Annotated in this window: 21 protein-coding genes; 9 read left to right on the plus strand and 12 right to left on the minus strand. The window is 70.3% G+C overall.

What is annotated here, in order from left to right:
- Positions 1-4: 4 nt before the first annotated feature.
- Positions 5-247 (minus strand): MoaD/ThiS family protein, encoded by a 243-nt coding sequence (locus tag FOH10_RS22300; RefSeq protein WP_029927306.1) that lies wholly within the window; start codon positions 245-247, stop codon positions 5-7.
- A complete protein-coding gene (gene moaA, locus FOH10_RS22305; protein ID WP_143982188.1) occupies positions 240-1,301 on the minus strand; it encodes a GTP 3',8-cyclase MoaA in 1,062 nt (353 codons plus the stop codon). The genes FOH10_RS22300 and moaA overlap by 8 nt, the downstream gene beginning before the upstream one ends.
- 87 nt (positions 1,302-1,388) lie before the next feature.
- Between moaA and FOH10_RS22310 the strand changes: the two genes are divergently transcribed.
- The 3 genes from FOH10_RS22310 to FOH10_RS22320 all read left to right on the plus strand — a co-directional run bounded on the left by FOH10_RS22310 (position 1,389) and on the right by FOH10_RS22320 (position 4,315).
- A complete protein-coding gene (locus FOH10_RS22310) occupies positions 1,389-2,594 on the plus strand; it encodes a molybdopterin molybdotransferase MoeA (RefSeq protein ID WP_244961328.1) in 1,206 nt (401 codons plus the stop codon).
- Between the two features lie 127 nt (positions 2,595-2,721).
- Entirely contained in the window at positions 2,722-3,903 is a 1,182-nt protein-coding gene (moaCB, locus tag FOH10_RS22315; RefSeq protein WP_143982189.1) for a bifunctional molybdenum cofactor biosynthesis protein MoaC/MoaB, read from the plus strand.
- On the plus strand, positions 3,896-4,315 hold the full coding sequence (locus FOH10_RS22320) for a molybdenum cofactor biosynthesis protein MoaE (RefSeq protein ID WP_143982190.1): 420 nt from the start codon (positions 3,896-3,898) through the stop codon (positions 4,313-4,315). Before moaCB ends, FOH10_RS22320 begins: the two co-directional genes overlap by 8 nt.
- Before the next feature lie 15 nt (positions 4,316-4,330).
- Here the strand turns inward: FOH10_RS22320 and FOH10_RS22325 are convergent, their stop codons facing one another.
- Positions 4,331-5,713 carry a uracil-xanthine permease family protein gene (locus FOH10_RS22325; protein ID WP_143982191.1) on the minus strand — a complete coding sequence of 461 codons (1,383 nt, stop codon included), beginning with the start codon at positions 5,711-5,713 and terminating at the stop codon, positions 4,331-4,333.
- Positions 5,714-5,895: 182 nt separating this feature from the next.
- Here FOH10_RS22325 and pucL point away from each other — a divergent pair, with 182 nt between their 5' ends.
- Entirely contained in the window at positions 5,896-6,816 is a 921-nt protein-coding gene (pucL, locus tag FOH10_RS22330; RefSeq protein ID WP_143982192.1) for a factor-independent urate hydroxylase, read from the plus strand.
- Here the strand turns inward: pucL and FOH10_RS22335 are convergent.
- A complete protein-coding gene (locus tag FOH10_RS22335; protein ID WP_143982193.1) occupies positions 6,798-8,756 on the minus strand; it encodes a PucR family transcriptional regulator in 1,959 nt (652 codons plus the stop codon). The two genes, pucL and FOH10_RS22335, sit on opposite strands and share 19 nt — an antisense overlap.
- 120 nt (positions 8,757-8,876) lie before the next feature.
- Here FOH10_RS22335 and FOH10_RS22340 point away from each other — a divergent pair, with 120 nt between their 5' ends.
- Positions 8,877-9,950, plus strand: a complete 1,074-nt coding sequence (locus FOH10_RS22340; protein WP_186000921.1) for a CobW family GTP-binding protein — start codon at positions 8,877-8,879, stop codon at positions 9,948-9,950.
- Positions 9,951-10,011: 61 nt separating this feature from the next.
- Here FOH10_RS22340 and FOH10_RS22345 read toward each other — a convergent pair whose 3' ends face one another.
- The 5 genes from FOH10_RS22345 to FOH10_RS36315 form a co-directional block, all read right to left on the minus strand.
- Positions 10,012-11,007, minus strand: a complete 996-nt coding sequence (locus FOH10_RS22345) for a sulfate/molybdate ABC transporter ATP-binding protein (RefSeq protein ID WP_143982195.1) — start codon at positions 11,005-11,007, stop codon at positions 10,012-10,014.
- The gene (gene cysW / locus FOH10_RS22350; protein ID WP_039816473.1) at positions 11,004-11,810 is read right to left on the minus strand and encodes a sulfate ABC transporter permease subunit CysW; all 807 of its coding nucleotides are present in this window, start codon (positions 11,808-11,810) and stop codon (positions 11,004-11,006) included. The genes FOH10_RS22345 and cysW overlap by 4 nt, the downstream gene beginning before the upstream one ends.
- Complete coding sequence (cysT, locus tag FOH10_RS22355; protein ID WP_039816490.1) at positions 11,807-12,607, minus strand: sulfate ABC transporter permease subunit CysT; 801 nt, start codon at positions 12,605-12,607, stop codon at positions 11,807-11,809. Before cysT ends, cysW begins: the two co-directional genes overlap by 4 nt.
- A gap of 128 nt (positions 12,608-12,735) precedes the next feature.
- Complete coding sequence (locus tag FOH10_RS22360; RefSeq protein WP_143982196.1) at positions 12,736-13,770, minus strand: sulfate ABC transporter substrate-binding protein; 1,035 nt, start codon at positions 13,768-13,770, stop codon at positions 12,736-12,738.
- 177 nt (positions 13,771-13,947) lie between these two features.
- A complete protein-coding gene (locus FOH10_RS36315; RefSeq protein WP_368857813.1) occupies positions 13,948-14,061 on the minus strand; it encodes an Ms4533A family Cys-rich leader peptide in 114 nt (37 codons plus the stop codon).
- Between the two features lie 44 nt (positions 14,062-14,105).
- Between FOH10_RS36315 and FOH10_RS22365 the strand changes: the two genes are divergently transcribed.
- From FOH10_RS22365 to FOH10_RS22375, 3 genes are all read left to right on the plus strand, one after another.
- The gene (locus FOH10_RS22365; protein WP_039816475.1) at positions 14,106-15,161 is read left to right on the plus strand and encodes a M48 family metallopeptidase; all 1,056 of its coding nucleotides are present in this window, start codon (positions 14,106-14,108) and stop codon (positions 15,159-15,161) included.
- 85 nt (positions 15,162-15,246) lie between these two features.
- Positions 15,247-17,412: a serine/threonine protein kinase gene (locus FOH10_RS36080; protein ID WP_280525731.1), complete on the plus strand. Its 2,166-nt coding sequence runs from the start codon at positions 15,247-15,249 to the stop codon at positions 17,410-17,412.
- Positions 17,413-17,560: 148 nt separating this feature from the next.
- The gene (locus FOH10_RS22375; RefSeq protein WP_143982197.1) at positions 17,561-17,992 is read left to right on the plus strand and encodes a hypothetical protein; all 432 of its coding nucleotides are present in this window, start codon (positions 17,561-17,563) and stop codon (positions 17,990-17,992) included.
- Positions 17,993-18,043: 51 nt separating this feature from the next.
- Here the strand turns inward: FOH10_RS22375 and FOH10_RS22380 are convergent, their stop codons facing one another.
- Together FOH10_RS22380 and FOH10_RS22385 are read right to left on the minus strand one after the other, a co-directional pair.
- A complete protein-coding gene (locus FOH10_RS22380; protein WP_143982198.1) occupies positions 18,044-18,292 on the minus strand; it encodes a hypothetical protein in 249 nt (82 codons plus the stop codon).
- Between the two features lie 146 nt (positions 18,293-18,438).
- Positions 18,439-18,678, minus strand: coding sequence for a hypothetical protein (locus tag FOH10_RS22385; protein WP_029927274.1), 240 nt, complete (start codon positions 18,676-18,678; stop codon positions 18,439-18,441).
- Positions 18,679-18,743: 65 nt separating this feature from the next.
- Here FOH10_RS22385 and FOH10_RS22390 point away from each other — a divergent pair, with 65 nt between their 5' ends.
- Complete coding sequence (locus FOH10_RS22390) at positions 18,744-20,810, plus strand: glycoside hydrolase family 15 protein (RefSeq protein WP_143982199.1); 2,067 nt, start codon at positions 18,744-18,746, stop codon at positions 20,808-20,810.
- A 130-nt stretch (positions 20,811-20,940) separates the two neighbouring features.
- Here the strand turns inward: FOH10_RS22390 and FOH10_RS22395 are convergent, their stop codons facing one another.
- Positions 20,941-22,713: a P-loop NTPase family protein gene (locus FOH10_RS22395; protein WP_324193740.1), complete on the minus strand. Its 1,773-nt coding sequence runs from the start codon at positions 22,711-22,713 to the stop codon at positions 20,941-20,943.
- Positions 22,714-22,729: the final 16 nt, after the last annotated feature.

Below are 22,729 nucleotides of genomic sequence, written 5' to 3' on the forward strand. Positions count from 1 at the left end.
CGGTTCAGCCGCCCGCGAAGGGGGGCAGGACGTCCACCCGTGCGGTGAGGGGAGTCGCCGCGTCCCTGGTGAGTTCGTCGCCGACGAGGTAGGCGCAGACGCGGAGCATGGGGTCCAGGTCGGGGCCGTAGGTGGTGGCGAGGGTGTGGCGCAGGTCGGCGACCGTGGCTCCGGCGGGGAGGTCCAGGGTCTCCTTGTCCTTGCCCACCGCGTCGGCGATCGCGGCGAAATAGCGGACCTCAACCACCGATGGCTCCCATCGTTCGCTCGGGGGGCTGGAAGTCGGCGGCGTCGATACCGTGACCCGCCCACTTGTTCCACATGGCGCCGCGCCACAGGGTGGCGATCTCCGCGTCGGAGGCGCCGGAGCGCAGGGGCGCGCGCACATCGTATTCCTGATCGCTGAACAGGCAGGAGCGGATGCGGCCGTCGGCGGTGAGGCGGGTGCGGTCGCAGTCGCCGCAGAATTTGCGGGTCACCGAGGCGATGATGCCGACGGTGCCGGGGCCGCCGTCGACCAACCAGTTCTCGGCGGGGGCGGACGGGTCGTCGGGACGGCCGATCTCGGTGAGGGTGAAGCGCTCGCCCAGCACCTCCAGCAGTTCGGCGGCGGTGATCATATTGGCCCGCGCCCACTCGTGGTCGGCGTCGAGCGGCATCTCCTCGATGAAGCGCAGCTCGCAGCCCTCGTCGATACACCATTGCAGCAGATCCGCTGCGCCGGAAAGGGTTTCGCGCATGAGCACGGCGTTCACCTTGACCGGGGCCAGCCCCTCGCGCTGGGCGGCGCGGATACCGGAGAGCACCGACTCGAGGCGGTCGCGGCGGGTGAGCCGGGCGAAACCGTCGCGGTCGACGGTGTCGAGGGAGACATTGACGCGGTTCAGCCCCGCTTCGGCCAGCTTGCGGGCGCGGTGCTCCAGACCGACGCCATTGCTGGTCATGGCCAGCGGCGTATCCGGTAGCGCGGCGCGGCAGCCGGCGATGATCCGCTCCAGGTCGCGGCGCATGAGCGGTTCACCGCCGGTGAAGCGCACCTCGTGCACGCCGAGTTCGTGCACGGCCAGCGTGACCAGGCGCACGATCTCGTCGGTGGTGAGCAGTTCCTCGGCCGGAATGGGCGGCAGGCCCTCCTCCGGCATGCAGTAGGTACACCGCAGCGAGCACTTCTCGGTAATGGAGACGCGCAGGTCGCGGGCGGTGCGACCGTAGCGGTCCACCAGGAACGGGGTATCGGGGCGACCGTCGAGAGAGGGTCGCCCGGCTCGTACGGCGGGAATTCCCATCACGACCACGGTCACCCGACCATTATTACGGGTATGTCCAGTCCCCCGCTCGGCCTGTCGTGCCGAGCGGGCCCGCCGCGGCGCGCGTATAGGCTGACCCGCATGACTTCTCGGCCAGTTCGGATGCGGGCCCGGTCCGTCGACGACCACCGGCAACGCATCGACAGTCTGCTGCGTCCACTGGCAGACCGGGAGACCGAGCGGATTCCGATGGCGCGCGCGCTCGGACGGCGGCTGGCCGAGGATCTGCACTCCCCCCTGGATCTGCCGGTCTTCCGGAACTCGTCCATGGACGGATACGCGGTGCGGTCCGAATCGGTGGCGACGGTACCTGTGACGCTGCCGCTCGCCGGTGTGGTGGCGGCGGGGATGGCCGGTGACGCGGAACTGTCCGCCGGGACGGCCGTGAAGATCATGACCGGCGCACCGCTGCCGCCGGGCGCGGACTGTGTGGTGCCGGTCGAGGACACCCGCACCGACGGCTCCACCGTGACCATCGAGAAGGGGCGCGCCGCAGGCGATTTCGTGCGCGAACCCGGGACCGACGTGCGGGCCGGGGCGCTGCTGGTCGCGGCGGGCACCCGGCTCGCGCCCCGGCACGTGGCGGCGCTGGCGGCGGTCGGACTGGCCGAGGTCCCGGTCGCGCGGCGGGTGCGCGCGGCCGTGCTGACCACCGGTGACGAACTCATGCCCGCGGGCAGCGTGCTGCGGCCCGGTCAGATCTACGACTCCAACGGGCTCACGCTGGCAACGGCGTTGGCGGACAACGACGTCGAGGTGGTGTCGGTCGGCCACAGCTCCGACGACCCGGCCGAGTTCCGCGCATTGGTGACCGCCGCCGCGGCCGCCGCCGATGTGGTGTTCACCTCCGGTGGCGTGTCCCAGGGCGATTTCGAGGTGGTGAAGGATGTGCTCGCGACCCTGGGCGGCGAATTCGGTTCCGTCGCAGTACAACCCGGCGGACCACAGGGCGTCACGGTGGTGGACGGGGTGCCGGTGCTGAGCTTCCCCGGCAATCCGGTGTCGACCGCCGTGTCGTTCGAGGTCTTCGCCCGCCCGATCCTGCGTGAGCTGGCCGGGCTGGAGCCGGTCGAGGTCGACGAGCTGGCCCTGCTGGAACCGGTCCGCTCCCCCGCCGGTCGTCGCCAGTTCCTGCGCGGTCGCCGCGCCGACGACGGCGTCGCCCTGGTCGCCGGTCCCGGCTCCCACCTCATCGCCTCGATGGCCGCCGCCGACGTGCTGATCGACATTCCGGCCGAGGTGACCGACCTGCCCGCCGGGTCACCGGTGCGGGTGCGGCGACTCTGACCCGCCGCCCACCGGCTCGGCTCATCCACCAGGATGGGCGAATCGCGGCTCGCGGCATTTCGGAGGAACGCACGAACCCCGCCTCCCCGTGCAGCCCCACCGGGGCGACTGTGGAACGCTGGTGGGCATGAGTGAGTTGTCCCATGTGGATCGGGAGGGACGCGCTCGCATGGTGGATGTGAGCGCCAAGGCCGACACCACGCGGGTGGCGGTGGCGGCCGGTGAGCTGCGGACCACGCCCGAGGTGGTGCGGCTGGTGCGGGCCGACGACATGCCCAAGGCCGATGTGCTGTCCACCGCCCGCATCGCCGGAATCAACGGGGCCAAGAAGACGTCGGAACTCATTCCGCTGTGCCACCAGCTGGCCCTGTCCTCGGTGGATGTGCGCTTCGACTTCACCGACGCCGCCATCACCATCGAGGCGTCCGCGAAAACCAAGGGCCCCACCGGGGTCGAGATGGAGGCCCTCACCGCCGTGGCGGTGGCCGGGCTCACCCTGCACGACATGGTCAAGGCCGTGGACCCGGCCGCCACTCTGAACGATGTCCGCCTGCTCACCAAAGACGGTGGGAAGCACGGGCATTGGGAGCGGCCAGCGGACACCCCGGCGGATACCGGCACCGAGCGGACCACCGCGGACGCTTCAGCGCACCCGCGCGGCGCAGGCCACCGGCACGTGCCTGCCGAGTCGCCCACGCATCCGAACGACACCGGCACACCACGCCCACCTCACGCCGGGGAGCCACCGCGCGATACGGGCGGGCACGCGCACCCCACGGCGCAACGGCCATCCGGAGACTCCGCCGACCGCCCCGGGCCCGATGCGTTCGGCGCGGGCCGCGCGGCGGCGGTACTGGTTGCCTCGACCGGGGCCGCGGCGGGGACGCGGACCGACACCACGGGGCCTCGGCTGGTGGAATGGCTTGCCGGACTGGGCTTCTCGGTGCGGGGACCGCTGGTGTACGCCGACACCGATATTGCCTACGGCCTGTCGGACGCGTTGTCGGAAGAGCCCGCGCTGGTGATCAGCACCGGCGGGACGGGAGCCTCGCCCACCGATGCCACCCCGGAGGCGACGCTGCAGGTGCTGGATCGTGAACTGCCGGGGGTGGCGGAGGCGATCCGGCAGCGGGGTACCGCGAAATTCCCGCTGGCCTCGCTGAGCCGAGGCGTCGCGGGGCTGGCGGGGCGCACGGTGATCGTCAACCTGCCCGGGTCGCCGGGTGGAGTGAAGGACGGCATCGCCGTACTGGAACCACTGCTCGAACACTTGCTGGCCCAGGTGGCCGGAGGAGGCAGCCATGAGTGACCTGCTGGCCCGGATCAGCGAGCAGCCGCTGAACCCCGACGAGGTGGAGCGGGCGGTATCCGGTCCCGAGCACGGCGCGGTCGTGGTGTTCACCGGCAAGGTCCGCGATCACGATGGCGGCCAATCGGTCTCGGCCCTGGAGTACTCCGCCCATCCCGAGGCCGAACGCTTCCTGCACCAGGTCTGCGCCGAGGTGGCCGCGGCCAGCGGCCTGCCGGTGGCGGCCGTGCACCGCATCGGCGCCCTCACCATCGGCGACCTCGCCATCACGGTCGCGGTGGCGGCCCCGCACCGCGCCGAAGCCTTCACCGTCTGCGCCGACCTGGTGGACCGCATCAAACACGAGGTCCCCATCTGGAAGCGGCAGCGCTTCGCCGACGGCCTCTCCGAATGGGTGAACGCCTGCGGCTGACCGCTGGACAACCGATCAGGGGGAACTGGTGGCGGCATCGCCCGAGAGCGTTCCGCCACCAGTTCCCCCTCGCCCCGTGTCGGCCGCCCCACGCGCGAGGTCGCCTAGCGGCGTGTGGTTGAAGAGCAGGTTCAGGGTGAAGACGGTGGCCGCCGCCAGGGAGATGCCGCTGTCGAGGAGGATCTGCGCGGAGGACGGGAAGCGGTCGAACATGCCGTCGGTGAGGACGGGGATCAGGCCGACGCCGATGGCGGTCGCGGCGATGGTCAGGTTGACGCGGTCGGTCAGGTCGGCCTTGCGCAGGGTGTTGACGCCGATCACGGCGATGGTCGCGAACAGCACCAGGCCCACGCCGCCGACCACCGGTTTCGGCACCGCCGCCACCACCGCGCCGAAGCGGGGCACGATGCCGAGGATCATGAGCAGCGCACCGCTGACCGCCGTCACGTAGCGGCTGTACACCCGGGTGGCTGCGACCGCGCCGACATTCTGGTTGAAGACGGTGTCGATGAAGGAACTGAACACACCGGCCAGCACCGCCGACAGTCCGTCACCGGCCAGCCCGCGTCCCAGTTCCGCACGCCCGACCTTCTTCCCGGTGATCTCGCCGATGGCGAGCATGCTCGCCGTGGACTCGGCGAACACCACCGCGATCACGATGGTCATGGCCACCACCGCGGCGAGCGGGAACTCCGGCGCGCCGAAGTGGAACGGCCGCGGGATGCCGAGCCAGTCCGCCGCCCCGACGCCGTCCAGCGTCACCAGGCCCATGGGTACGGCCATGAGCACGCCGACGGCGAGCGCGATGAGAATGCCGAGCTGCGACCACACGCCGCGCCCCAGACAGGTGAAGACCAGCGCGATCACCAGCACCACGGCGGCCAGTCCGATGCGGGCGGGATCGCCGAAGGCCGCGTCGCCCGGATCGGTGCCGACGATCAGTCCGCCCGCCACGCCGATGAGCGAGATGCCGACCACGGTGAGCACGGTGCCGGTCACCAGCGGCGGGAAGAATCGCACGATCATGGCGAACGGCCAGGCCAGCGCCAGCCCGATGAGACCGCCGATGAGCATGGAGCCGTAGACGGCGGGTAGGCCGTACTCCTTGGCGATGAGGATCATCGGCGACATGGCCACGAAGGTGGCGCCGCAGATGATGGGCAGCCGCGCGCCCACGAACCGTCCGGCCCCGAGGCTCTGCACCATGGTGATGAAGCCGGCTACCAGCAGGTCGGCGCTGATCAGCAGTCCGATGGTGGCCTGGTCGAGTCCGGCCGCCGCGCCGAATACCAGTGGGACGGTGACACATCCGGTGTACATGATCAGGACGTGCTGGATGCCGAAGGCCAGCAGCCGTGTCCACGGCAGCCGGATGTCGACGGGATGGGGCGAGGTCATCGGTACTCCTTGCGATACGGCAGGTGAGATCACGCTAGACATTCGGCGGCGTTCGCGGGTTTGTCCGATATGCCTAATCGGCCGCGGCGGACACGCCGCATTTTGTCTCGGCAACCAGTGCTCGCGGGACGCGACATGCGCCAGAGTGGGATCAGGATGTCCATCGACCGAGGGAGCCGCCCGTGACCGCATCGTCCGGAAAGATCGTGCTCGGCCCGCACCAGTACGGCAAGGCGGAGAACCGGGTGGTGCGCATCTACCGTGACACCGCCCGGCACGAGATCCGCGACCTGAACGTGTCGTCGTGTCTGCGCGGTGCGTTCGATCCGGCGCACACCGTCGGCGATCAGGGTGCGGTGCTGCCCACCGACACGCAGAAGCAGACCGTCTACGCCTACGCCAAGGAGCACGGCGACGGCAGTATCGAGGACTACGGTCTGGCGCTGGCCCGGCATTTCGTGGACGACATCGAACCGGTGGATTCGGCGCGTATCGAGATCGAGGAGTACGCGTGGCAGCGGGTCCCGGTCGGCGGCCGCGGGCACGACCACACCTGGACGCGGGTGGGGCCGGAGGTGCGGATCGCCGCGATCACGGTGCGCGGCAGCGGCTCCGAGCGGCGGGAGTGGGTGATCGGCGGGGTGAAGGATCTGGTCATCCTCAAATCCACCGGATCGGAGTTCGCGGGCTTCCTGACCGATCCGTACACGGTGCTCGAGCCCGCCGCCGACCGGATTCTGGCGACCAGTCTGGTGGCGCGCTGGCGCTTCGCCACCGCGCCCGAGGACTGGGACGCCGCCTACGACGGCATCCGCGCGGTCATGATCGAGACGTTCGCCACCCTGCATTCGAAGGCGTTGCAGCAGACGCTGTTCGAGATGGGGAAGGCGGCGCTGGAGGCGTATCCGTGCCTGGCGGAGATCCGCATGTCCGCGCCGAACAAACACCATTTCGCCTACGACCTGGAGCGATTCGGGGTGGAGAACGCCGGTGAGGTGTTCCACGCCGACGATCGGCCGTACGGGCTGATCCAGGCCAGCGTGCTGCGGGAGGGTGCGCCGTATGCCGGAATCGCCTGGGACGCCTACACCGGGGCGGTGTGACCGCCGAGCGTCCGCACCGCCAGGTACAGGTCGAGCCGGTCGTCGAGCCGCCCGAGGTCCCGCCCGGTCAGCTCCTCGACCCGGCCGATGCGGTAGCGCACCGTATTCAGATGCAGATGCATGCGCTCCGCCGCCTGCCGCCAGGAACCCTCGCATCCGAGAAACACCTCCAGGGTGCGCACCAGTCCCGCACCGGTCTTCCGGTCGTACTCGACCACCGGCCCCAGCACCCGTTCGGCGAACCGGCGCTGCAACTCGTTCGGTATCGCGGTGAAAAGCCCTGCCGCGCTGTCAATATCGGCAATGCGCACGCTGGCCTCCCCCGCCTCCGCCGATGCGACGGCGGCGGCCGCCGCGAATGCCCCGGACAGCGCCTCCGCACCCTGCGGCGCACTGACCCCGACCGCGATCCCGGCACCACCCAGCACCGGCCGCAGCCGACCGAGTCCACGGCGCAGCAGCCCCGCCACCTCCGCCTCACTCCCCGGCGCGTACCCGATGACGCGACCGTCCCTGTCGATACCGGTGACGATTCCGGGCAGTACATCATGCAGTGCGGCGCGCAGTGCATCGCGAGTCGGTGGCGGCACGGTGGCCTGCCCCGGCCGAGTGGGAGCAGCGGCCCCGATCATCCCGCGCGCGGCCGTGTGCACGGTTCCCGCCGAAGACCCCGCGACCGCCGCTGTCCCACCGGCGGCACCAGTCGCTGCCTTCGCGACGGCCACTGCCCCACACGGATCCGGGGGCGTGGTCCCCGCTGCGGCCACACCGCCAGGCCCGGTCGCCCGGCGCGCCGCCGCGGTTGCGACCACCGCCCTCGCGGCGGGCACCGCGCCCTCCGAATCCGAGGGTGTGGTCGCTGATGCGGACGACCCTCGTACAACCGCCCCCTCGACCGCGATCGCGACATGATCGGGAGCGACGGTCGCGGCCGCGGCGTCGGCGGCATTCCCGTCCGCCGCAGATCTCGCCGCGGTCTCGGTCGCGGCACCGATCGCACTCCGGTTGACCCGCGCGGCGGCAGGTGACCGTCGTTCGCCGATACCGGGGGTGATGTCGGCGTGGTCGGCCCGGGAGGTGACATACAGGTCGCATACCAGGGCGACCCGCGGGCCGGTCATCGGTGCGGCGGTGAGGTCGACGGTGCGGTCGGCGACATCCCAGGCGGCGCGCAGGTGTTCGGCCTGGCGCGCCCGATAGAGTTCCGCGACGGCGGCCAAGTCGGCACCCACGGTCTGGATGCCGTGCGGGTCGGCGGCGGCGGCGCGGACCATGAGGTACCAGGCCGCGATCCGGTCACCGTCGCGACTGCCCACCGGGTGCACCGTGATCCCACCGGGGGCGATGGCGGGCAGTCGAGGCGCGGTCAGAGCGGTGGACAGGATGCGATCGATCTCGTCGTCGCGCAGCGGTGCGGTACCCGCCACGACCGCGCCGGTCGCGGTGAGCAGCCAGGTCGAGAACCCGTGCTCCGCCGCGACATCCGCCAGGAGATCACCGATGTCGGTACCCCCGGCGGCTTCGGACATCAGCCGACGCAGCCCGAATCGCTCACGCTGCCATCGGGTTTCGGCGGCTCGCTCCGCCATGTACTCGATGATCCGGCTGAACGGCACGCTCTGCGGGGCCGACAGCAGCGCTAGCTCGTGGTGGGCGCACGCCGCCAGCACATCGTCGGGTACGTAGCCGTGCAGCGCCTGCCCGGCGACCACGCCGACCGCTCCGGCACGGGCCAGCAGGCCGATATAGCGGTCCGCGTCCGCCGGGGAACTCCGCCACACCAGGCCGGTGCACACCAGGGCTCCGGCCGTCACGAAGGGCCGCGGGTCCGGCATATCGGTCACGCACACCCGGTCCACCGCACGCTCCAGCGCCGCCGCGTCACCGTGCAGCAGGTCCATCCGCAATTGCGGCGCGCCGAGCAGATCCCGTAAGCGCACGGCACACCTCCGTCCTTCGCTCCTACTGCCGCACACCGTAGGAGCCCGGTGTTGCCGCCACGTTTCGCCAGTGCTGCGACCACTTCACGGCGGCCCGCTCCGCGCCCCCGGTAGGGTGTGCTGGTGGCTCGGCGTATTCCTGTTCTCGTGGTGGCCGGATTTCTGGGGGCCGGTAAGACGACGCTGCTCAACCACCTGCTGCGCAACAATCGCGGGTTGCGAATCGGGGTGGTGGTCAACGATTTCGGCGCGGTGAACATCGACGCCATGCTGGTGGCGGGCCAGGTGGATGCCATGGTGTCGCTGGGCAACGGCTGCGTGTGCTGCGCGGTGGATGTGAGCGAGCTGGACGGGCTCTTCGACCGCTTGGCGCAGCCGCGCGCGCGGATCGATGTGATCGTCGTGGAGGCCAGCGGGCTGGCCGAGCCGCGCAATCTGATCCGCATGATCGTCAACAGTGAGAACCCGCGCATCGGCTACGGCGGACTGGTGGAGCTGGTGGACGCCGAGCATTTTCCGCAGGCCCGCGCCCAGCACCCGGAACTCGCCACCCACCTGCGCATGGCGGACCTGGTGGTGGTGAACAAGGCCGACCGGATCCCGGCGGCGACGCTCGACGGACTGCTCGCCGAGATTCGCGCGCTTGCCGACCCGGCCCCGGTCTACTCCACCGCGCACGGCCGCATCGATCCGGGCCTACTGGTCGACACCCCGGACCGCGAGGCGCGCCGCCCTCGGGTCGGTGAGCAGCTCAGCTTCGACGAACTGTTCGCCGACGCGCACGACGACCAGCACGACTGCGACGACCACGATCACCGCCACCTGCACGACGGCTACGACACGGTCTCCTTCACCAGCACCACCGACCTGCATCCGCGCGCCCTCGTCGACTTCTTCGAGAACCCGCCCGCGGGCCTGTTCCGCGCCAAGGGCACCATCGCCTTCGCCGTCCCCGAGGATCAGCGCAAGTTCGTCCTGCACATGGTCGGCCGCCATATCGTCGTGGAACCCACCCCCTGGCCGCGCCACGAACCCCGCACCACCCATCTGGTCCTGATCGGCGCGGGCCTGGACACCGCCGCCGCCCTGGACCGCCTGCGCGCCACCGTGCACACCGACGCCACCCCGCTCGACGAGCAGGAGCTGCTACCGGTGTGGCGCTACGTGGAACCGGCGGCTCACACCGTGAGCTGATCCGGCGTCACCTCGAATTCGGTGCGCCCGCTCGCGGATTCGACACCGTAGGGCGGCGAGCTCACTCCGCGGGCAGGTCCGGGATGCGGGTGGCGCGGACGTAGACCGTCTCCCCGGCGGCCAGGTGCAGCGCCTCGGCGTCGCCGCGCGTCACCTGGGCGGTGAACAGGTCCCCGGTGGCCGCGTTCTTCAACTCCACCCGCACCTCGAAGCCGAGATGGACGACACGTTCGACACTGGCGCGGGTGACTCCGGCCGAGACCGCCGTGCCCTCGTGGCTGGCCAGCGCCATACTGGGATCCCGCCCGACCCGGATATCGTGCGGCCGCACCAGATGTCCGTTCAACTTGGCCACATCGCCGAGGAAGGACATGACGAATTCACTGGTGGGACGGTCGTAGACATCCTCGGGGGTGCCGATCTGCTCGATGCGGCCGCGGTTCATGACCGCGATCTTGTCCGCCACATCGAGGGCTTCCTCCTGGTCGTGGGTGACCAGCACCGTGGTGACGTGCACCTCGTCGTGCAGTCGCCGCAGCCATTTGCGCAAATCGGTACGGACTTTCGCGTCGAGCGCGCCGAACGGCTCGTCGAGCAGCAGCACCTGCGGCTCCACCGCCAGCGCCCGCGCCAGGGCCATGCGCTGGCGTTGACCACCGGACAGCTGCGCCGGATAGCGGTGCTGGAAACCGTCCAGTCCGACGATCTCGAGCAGTTCGTCGACCCGCTTGGCGATCTCGCCCTTGGGCCGCTTGCGGATCTGGAGTCCGAACGCCACATTGTCGCGCACGGTCATGTGTTTGAACGCCGCGTAGTGCTGGAAGACGAACCCGATATCGCGCTTCTGCGGCGGCACGCGCGTGACGTCGCGTCCGGCGATGGTGACCACCCCGGTGTCCAGGGATTCCAGTCCCGCGATGGACCGCAGCAGGGTGGACTTGCCCGATCCGGACGGCCCCAGCAGCGCGGTCAACTCCCCGGAGGGGATGTCGATGCTGACATTGTCGAGTGCGGCGAACGAGCCGTAGCGCTTGTTCGCACCGGTCACGGTGATCATGAGGCAGAGTCCCGCTTACGTTCGAGGAGAGTCATCAGGAGAAGGACGACGAAGGCGATGCCCATGAGCAGGGTCGCCGCGCAGTACGCGCCGAAGACATTGTGGTCGTTGTACCGGTCGTGCACGAGCAGCGTGAGCGTCTGCGATTGGCCGGGCAGCGCCGTGGACACCATGAGCACCGCGCCGAATTCCCCCAGCGCCCGCGCCACCGTGAGCACCACGCCGTAGGTGAGGCCCCAGCGGATGGCGGGCAGGGTGATGCGCCAGAACGTCTGCCAGCGGTTCGCGCCCAGCGTCGCCGCGGCCTGCTCCTGATCGTCGCCGATCTCGTGCAGCACCGGTTCCACCTCGCGCACCACGAACGGCAGCGTCACGAAGATGGTGGCGAGCACCATGCCGGGCAGACTGAAGATGATCTTCAGGCCGTAGTCCTCGAGACCGCCGAACCAGCCGCCCGCACCCCACAGCAGGATGAGCGAGACACCGACCACCACCGGCGATGTCGCGAAGGGCAGATCGACCAGGCCCTGAACCAGACTGCGGCCCGGAAACCGCCCGCGCACCAGTGCGATAGCGGTCATCACACCGAAGACCACGTTCACCGGAACCACGATGGCTACGATGATCATCGAGAGGTTGAACGCGGAAATCGCCGCGGGCGTGGAGATCCAGTCGATGAACGTCCCGATCCCCTGCTCGAAACTGCGGTACAGGATGATGCCCAACGGCAGCACCAGCAGCACGAACAGATACCCGAGCGCCACCGTGCGCAGCGAAATGCGGGTCATCGCCGAGAGTTTCACTGCGCGTCCTGCTCCTTCCGGGTCGCCCGCTCCGCGAACAGCCGCAGCACCAGCAGCGTCAGGAAGGCGATCACCAGCAGCGCCACCGAGACCGCCGCCGCGCTGACCGGGCGGTCCACCTCGATCTGCTGCTGGATGTACTGCGAGGCCACCTGGGTCTCCCCCGGGATATTGCCGCCGATCAGCACCACCGACCCGAATTCGCCGATGGCGCGGGCGAAGGCGAGCCCGCCGCCGCTGATGATGGCCGGGGCCAGGGTCGGCAGCACGATGCGCCGGAAGGTGGTCCAGTTGTCCGCGCCCAGCGACGCCGCCGCCTGCTCCACCTCGATATCGACCTCGATGAGCACCGGCTGCACCGAACGCACCACGAACGGCAGCGTCACGAAGGCCAGCGCCACCACCAGACCGGGCTGGGTGGCATTGAGCTGGATGTCGATCGGGCTCTGCGGACCGTACAGCGACAGCAGCACGATGCTGGCCACGATGGTCGGCAGGGCGAACGGCAGGTCGATGAGCGCGTTCACGACGCCCTTACCGGGGAAGTCGTCGCGCACCAGCACCCAGGCGATGAGGGTGCCCATGACGACATTGAGCACGGCCACGATCACCGAGACGGCGACCGTCACCCGCAGCGCGTCGAGGGCGGCGGGTGCGGTGACCGCGTCCCAGAAGCCCGCCCAGCCGTCGCTGAACGAGTTGAAGGTCAATGCCGCCAGCGGCAGCAGCACGATGATGCTGAGCCACAGCACCGAGATCGCGATGCCGAGGGGGCCGACCGATCCGGTCACCCGCAACCAGGACCAGCGGTCCGGGCGCGGGACGCCGGCGGTATCGGTGGATGCGTGCGAGTCCCGCCCGAGCTCGACGCTTCCGCTGCTGTCTTTCACGGTAGCCAGTATCCTGTGTGCTTCACGTCACCCGACTATCCGGTGGTCCGCTCGTAGATGACGGCGATACCGCCGCTGCCCTGGGTGAACAGTTCCTGGTCGACGGTCTGCCAGCCGCCCAGGTCGGCGATCGTCCACAGGGTCCGCGGCTGCTGGAACTCGGCGGCGAAGTCGGCGCGCACCTGCGGGTCCACCGGGCGGAACCCGGCCTCGGCCCAGGCGCGCTGCGCGGCGGGCGTGTAGAGGAAGTCCCGGAACGCCGCGGCCCGCTCGGGGTGGCGCGAACTCTTCAGCACCGCCACCGGGTTCTCGATCTTGAAGGTGATCGGCGGCACCACATGCTCGATGGGATCGCCTTGGCGCTCGGAGAAGATGGCCTCGTTCTCATAGCTGATCAGCACGTCACCGACGCCCTGGAGGAAGGTGTCGGTGGCCATGCGACCGGAACTCGGCTGCACCTTCACGTGCTCGGGCGAGAGCAGTTCCGACAGGTAGTCCAGGCCCGCCTGCGGGTTCTTGCCGCCCTCGCTCTTGGCCGCGTACGGGGCGAGCAGATTCCACTTGGCCGAGCCGGAGCTGAACGGGTTGGGGGTCACCACCTCCACGCCCGGCCGCAGCAGGTCGTCCCAGTCCCGGATGTTCTTGGGGTTGCCCTCGCGCACCACCAGCGTGACCACGGATCCGAAGGGAATTCCCTTGTTGGCGTCGGCATTCCAGTCCGGATCGACCAGCCCGGCGTCGACCAGGCGGGTGATGTCGGGCTCCACCGAGAAATTCACCACATCGGCGTCCGCACCCTTGGCCACCTTGCGGGACTGATCCCCGGACGCGCCGTAGGAGGGCACCACCTCGACGCCCTCCCCGGCCTCGGTCTCGTTGAACGCGGGCACCACCTTGTCGAAACCGGGCTTCGGCACCGCGTAGGCGTACAGGTGCAGGGTGCCGCGGCTGTTGTCGGTATCGCCGCCGCCGATCTCGTCACTGGAGCCGCCGCTGCATCCGGTGAGGGCGAGGGCGGCGACCAGCGCGGTCACCAGTGCCGGACGTCGGAGCCGGGAGCTGCGAGGCATCGAGAGGACCTTTCCTACCGCCCGCCGATCACGTCGGCGGAAATCTGGGGACTGCCGTCGGCCCGCGTGCGGGCACGGCCATGGCGCGATCGGCCCGGGGGCCGCCGGGAACGAACTTCAGCTGCGAAAGGACGCGCGCCAGTCTACTGATGAGAGGTGCAGCGGTTCGGTCGGCGGTCAGCGACAGTGAATGTCCGCTACCGCAAGGCAGCCCACCGCGATCAACGCCAATTCATGGCGGACCCGGGGTGGAGCACTCGACGACACGGGCAGACTGTAGCAGAGCGGCATTCGACGCCGCGAATTACCGCGAAACGCCCACACGGGGGAGATTCATGACGAGCCCTGACCGACTCCGGACCCGATTCCCGGAGATCAGCACCCGCGCCTGGGAGCATCCCGCCGACCGCACCGCCCTGGTGGCGCTGCGCAGCCTCGCCGGATTCGACACGGTGCTGCGCACCCTGAGCGGGCTGCTCGCCGAACGCCAGCACCGGCTGCTCTACCTGGCCACCGCGGTGCGCGTGGACGAACGGCAGTTCAAGACGGTGCATCAGCTGCGTCAGGACTGCGTCGAAATCCTGGACGCCCCAACCACTCCCGAGATGTTCGTACTCCAGGACCCGCGCGCCAACGCCTTCACCATCGGCATGGACCAGCCGTTCATCGTGCTGACCACCGGACTGCTGGATCTGCTCGATCAGGAGGAGCTGCGGTTCGTCGTCGGCCACGAACTCGGGCACGCGCTCTCCGGACACGCCGTGTACCGCACCATGCTCATGCATCTCATGCGGCTGGCCGGTGGGATCGGCTGGATTCCGGTCGGCGGGTGGGCACTGCGGGCCATCATCGCCGCGCTCATGGAGTGGAGCCGCAAATCCGAACTGTCCGGCGACCGCGCCGGGCTGCTGGCGGGCCAGGACGTGGAGGCGTCGGTGCGGGTGCATATGAAACTGGCGGGCGGCTCGCGGGTGGACCAGATGAGCCATGCAGCCTTCCTGGCCCAGGCCGACGACTACGACCGCTCCGGGGATCTGCGCGACGGGGTGCTCAAACTGCTCAACCTGGAGTTGCAGAGCCACCCGTTCTCGGTGCTGCGCGCCGCCGAACTGCGGCGATGGATCGCCAGCGGGGAATACGGGCGGGTGCTGGACGGGCAGTACCCGCGCCGCCACACCGACCGGGACGCGCGGTTCGGCGAGGAGATCCGCCAGGCCGCCCGCAGCTATCGCGAATCCTTCGACCAGTCGGAGGATCCGCTGGTCAAGGTGGTGCGCAATCTCGGGCGCGATGCCGCCTCGGCGGTGAATACGGTGGGCCAGGAGGTGGGCGAGACCGTCGCCAAGATCGGCAAGCGGTTCGACGAGTGGCGGAATCGAGACGGCTCCTAGTCGCGGAGTGCGGAATACTCACCGTGGGGAGCGTGCGCGCTCGGCCCGGATGCCCTGTCGATCGAACGAGATGGAGTGACCTGTCGTGCAGCTCGGTGTGAACGAGTCGTTCGCCGGTTACGAGATCGAAGGCGTACTGGGCAACGGCGGCATGGGCACGGTCTATCTCGCGCGGCATCCGCGGCTGCCGCGCAAGGTGGCGCTCAAACTGCTGAACCGGGAGGTGTCGGCGGACCAGGAGGTGCGGCGGCGGTTCGAGCGCGAGGCGAATGTGATTGCCCGGCTGGACCATCCGAGCATCGTCGGGATCCACGACCGCGGGGTGCAGGACGGACACCTGTGGATCGCCGTGCAGTACGTGCCCGGCACCGACGCCGCCCGGCTGGATCCGCGCGCCGTGTCGGTCGAGCGGGCGGTGCGGATCATCAGCGAGACCGCCGCCGCGCTCGACTACGCGCACAGCCACGGCATCCTGCACCGGGATGTGAAGCCCGCCAATATCCTGCTGTGGGCCGCCGCGACCGGACGCGATGAACGGGCCGTGCTCACCGATTTCGGCATCGCCGCCCTCGCCGACTCCAACACCCAGCTCACCGCCACCGGAATGTTCTCCGCCACACTGGCTTTCGCCTCACCCGAACAGCTCTCCGGGGAACGCCTGGACCACCGCGGCGACCAGTACTCGCTGGCCTGCACCTGCTACGCCCTGCTCACCGGCCACGGCCCCTTCCCCGCCACCAACCCCGGCCAGGTGGTGGCCGGCCACCTCAACAAACCCCTCCCCCACCTGCACCCGCAGCGCCCCGACGTCCCCCCGGCCCTGGACGAGGTCCTCGCCCGCGCGGCCGCCAAATCCCCCGCCGCCCGCTACCCCGACTGCTCCACCTTCGCCGCCGCCGCCCGCGCAGCCCTCACCACCCGTTCCAGCACCCCCGTCCGCCCACCCGCGACCATCCCCAACCCCAACGCCCACCCACCGAAAACCACTGCGGCAGGACCACATCCGAGCCCGCACGGTTCGAAGCCGTCAAACTTCGATCCGGGCTCGTCCCACCCGGGTGATGCGGATGGACACCGGACGGCCACCCCCGGTCCGGCAGCGCCAGCCCGGCCCGGCTGGTCGGCCAACCCCGCAACGGCCGGTGGCCACCACGCGGCCGGAGCCGATCCCTTCGCGGCAGCGGCCGGTTCCGGCGCGGGTGCCGATCGCGGCCCGGCCGCCAGTGGTCTGGACGGGGCGGCGCACCGCGATTCGGCGACAGCCGTTCCAGGTTGGACGGCTGCACCCGGTACGGCGGCGGGATCGCGTACGCCGAGCACCCCGGGTGCGGGAGCGATGAGCCGTGGGGCGGCAGCGGGTAGCCCGGGTGTGGCGGCGGAGCGCGGGGCTGCTGGTTTCGGTCCGGGCGCGGCGGAGCGCGGGGCAGCCGGTTTCGGTCCGGGCGCGGCGGAGCGCGGAGCGGCCGGTATCGGTCCGGTTGCGGCGGGGCGTCCCGGCTCGGGCGAGGCGAGTCCGCGCGGTGGTGGCGGAGCGGGCGGTGGTGCGGCGGCGTGGTCCGGATCGGCGGCGGGGCGGAGCGGGTCGGAGGCGATTCGGGCGTCGGGGGCGGTACCCGCGCCTGGGACGCGGCCGTTCGCATCGGATACCGGGGCTGCTGCGGGGTCGTGGGCCGGAGGCGGGAATCCGTCGGCGGCGACGCCACGGGCGCGGCAGGACGAGGTGGCCGGATCGCGGGCGAGCGGGCGGAGCGGACATGCCGCAGGGCGGGCGGCGAGCGGGCGGCGTGGACCGGAGGGATCCGGGGCGGGGCGGCGGAGCACGGCCGCGGTGACGGCCGCGGGTCTGGCGCTGATGTGTTCGTTCCTCGCGCTGCTGTGCGTGGTGCGGCTCGCCGCGCAGATCGGCGGGTTGCGCTATATCCCCGACGCGTTCCGCGATGTCCGCTATCCGGGCTACCCCTACCTCGCCGTGGGGTTGGGGTTCGCCGGGGTCGTCGCCGCCCTGCTGGCCGGGGGTGCGCTGCTGCTGCCGCTGTCCAGGCGGATCGGGCGGCGTTGGATCGTGCTCGGCAGTCTCGGCTTCATGGCCGGGGCGGCGGGCAGCCAGCTGTACGTGCACTACGTGGGCCGCAATATCCACGCGCTCACCATGTACTACCCGTTGCAGGAACCCGTGGGAGTGGCGGCCAGCGGCATCGGCTTTCTGCTGGCCCTGGGTGCCCTGATCCGCGCGCTCGCCATCCGCCGCTAGCCACACGGCGGCAGATCGCTCACGGCGGCAGATCGCTCCGGCCCCGCGCGGTGTGGGCCGACGCCTGGCGAGCTGGCCGATCATGCGATTCTGTAGCGGAGACGGCTTCATCCCGACCATCCACCACAGCAGGTAGGGAGCGACGATCATGCAGGTTCTCGCAGCTCGAGTCGGCTCGGTGGCCGCGGCGGCCGCCCTGCTCTGCGGCATACAGACCACACTCACGGCTCCGCCAGCCGACGCGGATGTCGTCGGTATCGCGGTCATGAACACCGGCAGTCGCGGTCCGGCGATGGGGTGCGCGCACACCATCGCCGTGGGGTTGACGAGTCCGGTGCTGAACCCGACCCCGGAGTTCTACGTCGACGACGTCGCGATCGGACCGGTCACCCCGTACACGCCCGCCGACGGTGCTCGGGTGCGCTGGACGCCCACCCGGATGGGCTGGCACACCATCAAGGTGGTGCAGACCCAGCCGGACCGCCCCGTCTCGGTCGGCTACCTGGACATCGAGGTGCGGCGGGCCGGGATCGACACCGGCAGTTCCTGTTTCGTCGACGGCGTCTTCGAGACCTGGTGACCACCCGGGTGGTGCGCCGCGGCGGCGCACCACGGTCGGGCGAACGGCCGGCTAGTCCTCCTCCACCACCGGCGGAGTCTCGAGAATGTCGAGCATCCACTCCTCGGTGGCGGATTCGGCGTCGTCCTCGTCGGGCCGGATCCGGTTGGACAGGCGGACGCCCAGGCCGAGCAGTTGAGCGGCCTTCACCATCTCGATGGCCTCGTCGGGGCCGCAGTAATGGGTGGCGAGGAGCCGCGGCTCGTCTTCGTACTCCACTTCGAGGAGCTGTTCCAGTTCCACACCCTCATCGGTTGTCATGGGGCCGGAGCGTACGCGAACCAGGTGACACTCCGCGCGGGAACCCGGTGGCGACCGTGTGACATTCGCTCAGCGGGTGAAGAACCAGGCGATGACGACCAGGACCAGCAGGGCGATCAGGGCGAGCTGGACACGAGAGCGAGGCATCAGGCTGCTTCCTTGGACGAGACGCGACGCGGCGCGGGGGTGGTGACGGCGGCTTCCCGCGCGGCGGCGCGGTCGCGGCCCAGTACGCGCATGGCGATGCGCAGCGCCCGGTCGAGCAGGTAGGCGATGCCGAAGCAGACCGGCACCATGGCGGCCAGCACGACGGCGAACTGGGGTACGAATGGCAGTCCGGCCACCCAGAGCTCTACGCCGTCCCACCAATCTGCGATCCGATGCACGGCTCCAGCCTAGGCCGAAGGCGTGACGGTGGACGAGCTGGGCCGGATGGACCCATGATGAGGGTATGGCGTCCTACGACGAACCGGAGCCCGACGGCAACCTACGCGCCGGGTACGGCGACCTTCCGGACCCGCCCGGCGACGAATCGAACGGCGGTCCGGCGGTCCCGCCCCGCGACGGCCTCGGCGACCCGCCCGACGTCCCCGACGACTATCTCCCCTCCTCGTCGGGCCCGAGCCACCGCTCCATCTTCCCGCCCATCGACGACTACGCATTCCTCTCCGACTGCGAGACCAACTGCCTGATCGCCCGCAATGGCTCGGTGGAGTGGCTGTGCCTGCCGCGACCGGACTCCCCCAGCGTGTTCGGCGCCATGCTGGACCGCAGCGCCGGACACTTCCGCATCGGCCCGTACGGCCGCAATGTGCCCGCCGCCCGCCGCTACCTGCCCGGCGGCCTGATCGTGGAGACCACCTGGCAAACCGAGACCGGCTGGCTCATCGTGCGCGACGCGCTGGTGCTCGGCCCCTGGCACAACACCACCCAGCGCAGCCGCACCCACCGCCGCACCCCGATGGACTGGGACGCCGAGCATATGCTGCTGCGCACCGTGAAGTGCGTGAACGGCGTAGTCGAACTGGAGATGAGCTGCGAACCGGCCTTCGAGTACCACGGCGCCCCGGCCCGATGGGAGTACACCGGCGAGGTGTACGAGCAGGCCACCGCACGCGGCGGTGACGACTGCCCCGCGCTGACCCTCACCACCGACCTGCGGCTGGGGCTCGAGGGCCGGGAGGCCCGCGCCCGCACCCGGATGCAGGAGGGCGATCAGGTGTTCGTCGCCCTGTCCTGGTCGGAGCTGCCGCCGCCGCGCACCTTCGCCGACGCGGCGGAGAAGATGTGGCAGACCACCGAGTGCTGGCGGCAGTGGATCACCCTGGGACGCTTCCCGGATCATCCGTGGCGCGGATATCTGCAACGCAGCGCGCTCACGCTGAAGGGCCTCACCTACGCGCCGACCGGCGCGCTGCTCGCGGCGGCCACCACGTCCCTGCCGGAAACCCCGGGCGGGGAACGCAATTGGGACTACCGCTACACCTGGGTCCGGGACTCCACCTTCGCCCTGTGGGGCTTGTACACGCTGGGCCTGGACCGCGAGGCCGACGACTTCTTCGCCTTCCTGCACGATGTGTGCCGCGACGACAACGGGGATCCGGTTGCGCTGCAAGTGCTCTACGGCATCGGCGGGGAGCGTGAGATCCGCGAGTACGAACTGCCGAACCTGTCCGGCTACGACGGCGCGCGGCCGGTGCGCATCGGCAATGCCGCCTATCAGCAGGACCAGCACGATATCTGGGGCACGCTGCTGGATTCGGTGTACCTGCACGTGAAGTCGCGCCAGCAGGTGCCGGAGACGTTGTGGCCCATGCTGGAACGGCAGGTGCAGGCGGCGATCGAGAACTGGCGCAAGCCCGATCGCGGTATCTGGGAGGTGCGCGGCGAGCCGCAGCATTTCACCTCGTCCAAGGTGATGTGCTGGGTGGCGTTGGATCGCGGCGCGAAACTCGCCGAACTGCACGGAGAGTACGACTACGCCAAGAAGTGGCGTGATATCGCCGACGAGATCCACGCCGACGTGCTGGAGCACGGTGTCGACTCGCGCGGCGTGTTCACCCAGACCTACGGCAACGACGCCCTGGACGCCTCCCTGCTGCTGGTGGTGCTCAACCGCTTCCTGCCGCCGGACGACCATCGGGTGCGCGCCACCGTGCTGGCCATCGCCGACGAACTCACCGAGAACGGCCTGGTGCTGCGCTACCGCACCGAGACCACCGACGACGGACTGTCCGGCGCGGAGGGCTCCTTCACCATCTGCTCGTTCTGGCTGGTGTCGGCGCTGGTGGAGATCGGCGAACTACAGCGGGCCCGGCACCTGTGCGAGCGGCTGCTCGGCTACGCCAGCCCGCTCAAGCTCTACGCCGAGGAGATCGACACCCGCACCGGACGGCATCTGGGCAATTTCCCGCAGGCGTTCACGCATCTGGCGCTCATCAACGCGGTCATGCACGTGATCCGCGCGGAGGAGTCGCACGGCGCGGGACAGTTCAACCCGGCCCATCCGGGACGCTGAGCGGCGGTGTGGAGCGCTGCCGGGGCGGCGCTTCTATGCCCAACCCCCGGGGCACCCGGGGCGCTGGGACGCGTGGTGATCGCGCCTGCCGCGCACGACTTCGCTCCGTGCGCGGCAGGCGCTGTCACGCTCAGCTCTCCTGGGCCTCGCCCAGTGCGTCGGCGTACTCGCGTAGTTCGCGCAGCCGCACCAGCGCCGACTCGATCTCGGTGAGACGGCGCTCCCGGCGCTCCCCCGAGTGCACCGCCACCGCCTCCTCCGCCGCGCGCAGCGATTCGTCGGCCGAACGCAGGGTGGCGCTGGCGATCTCGGTGAAATGATCGCGCAGGGTGCGCTGCATGCCGCGCAGCCGGTTGCGGGATTCCTTGCTCACCTGGAAGATCACGTCGTCCATCAGCCGCGCCACCGCCACCTTGGCCTCGGCCTGCCGCCGCTGGCTGCGCGTCTTGCGGTCGTCCCACAGCGCGTTCACGCCCAGCAGCACGCCCGCGCCCGCCGAGTACCAGTTCACCAGCGACATGCCGAGCAGGCTGGTGGCCAGGCCGACCATCAGGATGCCGCCGTAGGAGCCGCGCAGCGCGCTCAGGACCTGCTGGGTCACACCGGCTTTGGCGCTGTCGAGGGGTTCGAGCGCGGCGACCGGTTCCAGTACCTCGCTCGGGCTCTCCAACCGCAGGTCGGCCTTGGGCAGGGAGCCGTCCGGGAACTTCTCCGCCACCTGCTCGGCCAGTTCCACCGACCGGTAGTGGGCGATGACGAAGTTCTCCTCCACCGCCTCGCAGATCTTGGCGTCCAGGTCGGCGCCGAAGTCCTTCCAGTGCTTGGCCGGATCCCGCTTGCCGATCTCGGCCTCAGCGTCGCGGATCAGGCTGCGCAGCCGATGCCGCAGATCGTGTTCGATATCGGCCATCAGCTCGGCCGCGCCGTCGGCCAGCGCGACCTGCCAGTTGGCGGTGCGCTGACGCAACTGGTCGGCCTCTTCGCGGACCCGGCGCAGCTGTTCGGTGATCTCACCGAAACGCCTTGGGTCACGCAGGGTTTCGGCCTCGCTGCGCAGCGCCAGCGCCAAATGGTCGGTGATGAGCCGGATATCGCGCACCGCGGCCTCCTGGGCCACGGCGTCGGCGCGCCCGAGCACATACCCGCGCAGGTGGTCGAGCAGTTGCGGCACACCGGATTCCAGATCGCGCTGCTGATCCCCGGTGGCGGCGGCATGTTCGTGCAGTTGCGCCGAGGCGGGCGCGACGGCGAAGCCGAGTCCGGCGGCGTCGAGCAGCTGCCGGTCCTGCTGCTGCACCTGCGGCCAGTGCGAGTACCGGTCGATCTTGTTGAGTACGCAGACCACCATGGGGCAGACCTGCTGGATGCGGCCCAGCAGGGTGATCTGCTCGGGCGTGAACGGCGCACCGGCGTCGGCCACGTACAGCACCGCGTCGGCGGCGGCCAGCAGCGACCAGGACGCCGGGGTGTCGGCCAGCGATCCGGGAGCCTCCAGCACCACGAACCCCTCGGCCAGCAGCGGGCTGGGTTCGGCCAGCTCGGCGCGGACGACGCCGTCGGCGGCCAGTGCCTGCACCCGCTCGGCGGGATCGATCACCCGCCGCTCGACCCGACCGCCCGCACCCTGGCGCACCACGGTCACCCGGGACAGCGGTCCGTATTCCACGATCACCGGCACTCGGCCGCCGACCGCGCTGACCTCCGCCCCGACCAAGCCGTTGACCAGAGTGGTCGCCCCACTGCCCGGTTCGCCGACCACGACCAGCCGGACCCGGGAATCGGCGACCCGTGCCCGGGCCAGATTCAGCCGCCCGGTGAGGTCGGCGCGGGCGGCGGCGCGGGTCAGCTCGAGCAGCTCGTCGAGCAGCTCGAGCAACGGGGCCATCGCATCCGGATGCTTCACGACGGCGAGACTATCG

The sequence above is a fragment of the Nocardia otitidiscaviarum genome (genome assembly GCF_007362295.1).
GTDB lineage: Bacteria > Actinomycetota > Actinomycetes > Mycobacteriales > Mycobacteriaceae > Nocardia > Nocardia otitidiscaviarum.

What these genes read in the sequence shown, in the direction of transcription:
- FOH10_RS22310 (WP_244961328.1), top strand. Translation starts at nt 1,389, where the DNA reads ATGACTTCTCGGCCAGTTCGGATGCGGGCCCGGTCCGTCGACGACCAC.
- moaCB (WP_143982189.1), top strand. Translation starts at nt 2,722, where the DNA reads ATGAGTGAGTTGTCCCATGTGGATCGGGAGGGACGCGCTCGCATGGTG.
- FOH10_RS22320 (WP_143982190.1), top strand. Translation starts at nt 3,896, where the DNA reads ATGAGTGACCTGCTGGCCCGGATCAGCGAGCAGCCGCTGAACCCCGAC.
- FOH10_RS22325 (WP_143982191.1), bottom strand. Translation starts at nt 5,713, where the DNA reads ATGACCTCGCCCCATCCCGTCGACATCCGGCTGCCGTGGACACGGCTG.
- FOH10_RS22345 (WP_143982195.1), bottom strand. Translation starts at nt 11,007, where the DNA reads ATGATCACCGTGACCGGTGCGAACAAGCGCTACGGCTCGTTCGCCGCA.
- FOH10_RS22360 (WP_143982196.1), bottom strand. Translation starts at nt 13,770, where the DNA reads ATGCCTCGCAGCTCCCGGCTCCGACGTCCGGCACTGGTGACCGCGCTG.
- FOH10_RS36315 (WP_368857813.1), bottom strand. Translation starts at nt 14,061, where the DNA reads ATGCCGCTCTGCTACAGTCTGCCCGTGTCGTCGAGTGCTCCACCCCGG.
- FOH10_RS22365 (WP_039816475.1), top strand. Translation starts at nt 14,106, where the DNA reads ATGACGAGCCCTGACCGACTCCGGACCCGATTCCCGGAGATCAGCACC.
- FOH10_RS22375 (WP_143982197.1), top strand. Translation starts at nt 17,561, where the DNA reads ATGCAGGTTCTCGCAGCTCGAGTCGGCTCGGTGGCCGCGGCGGCCGCC.
- FOH10_RS22380 (WP_143982198.1), bottom strand. Translation starts at nt 18,292, where the DNA reads ATGACAACCGATGAGGGTGTGGAACTGGAACAGCTCCTCGAAGTGGAG.
- FOH10_RS22390 (WP_143982199.1), top strand. Translation starts at nt 18,744, where the DNA reads ATGGCGTCCTACGACGAACCGGAGCCCGACGGCAACCTACGCGCCGGG.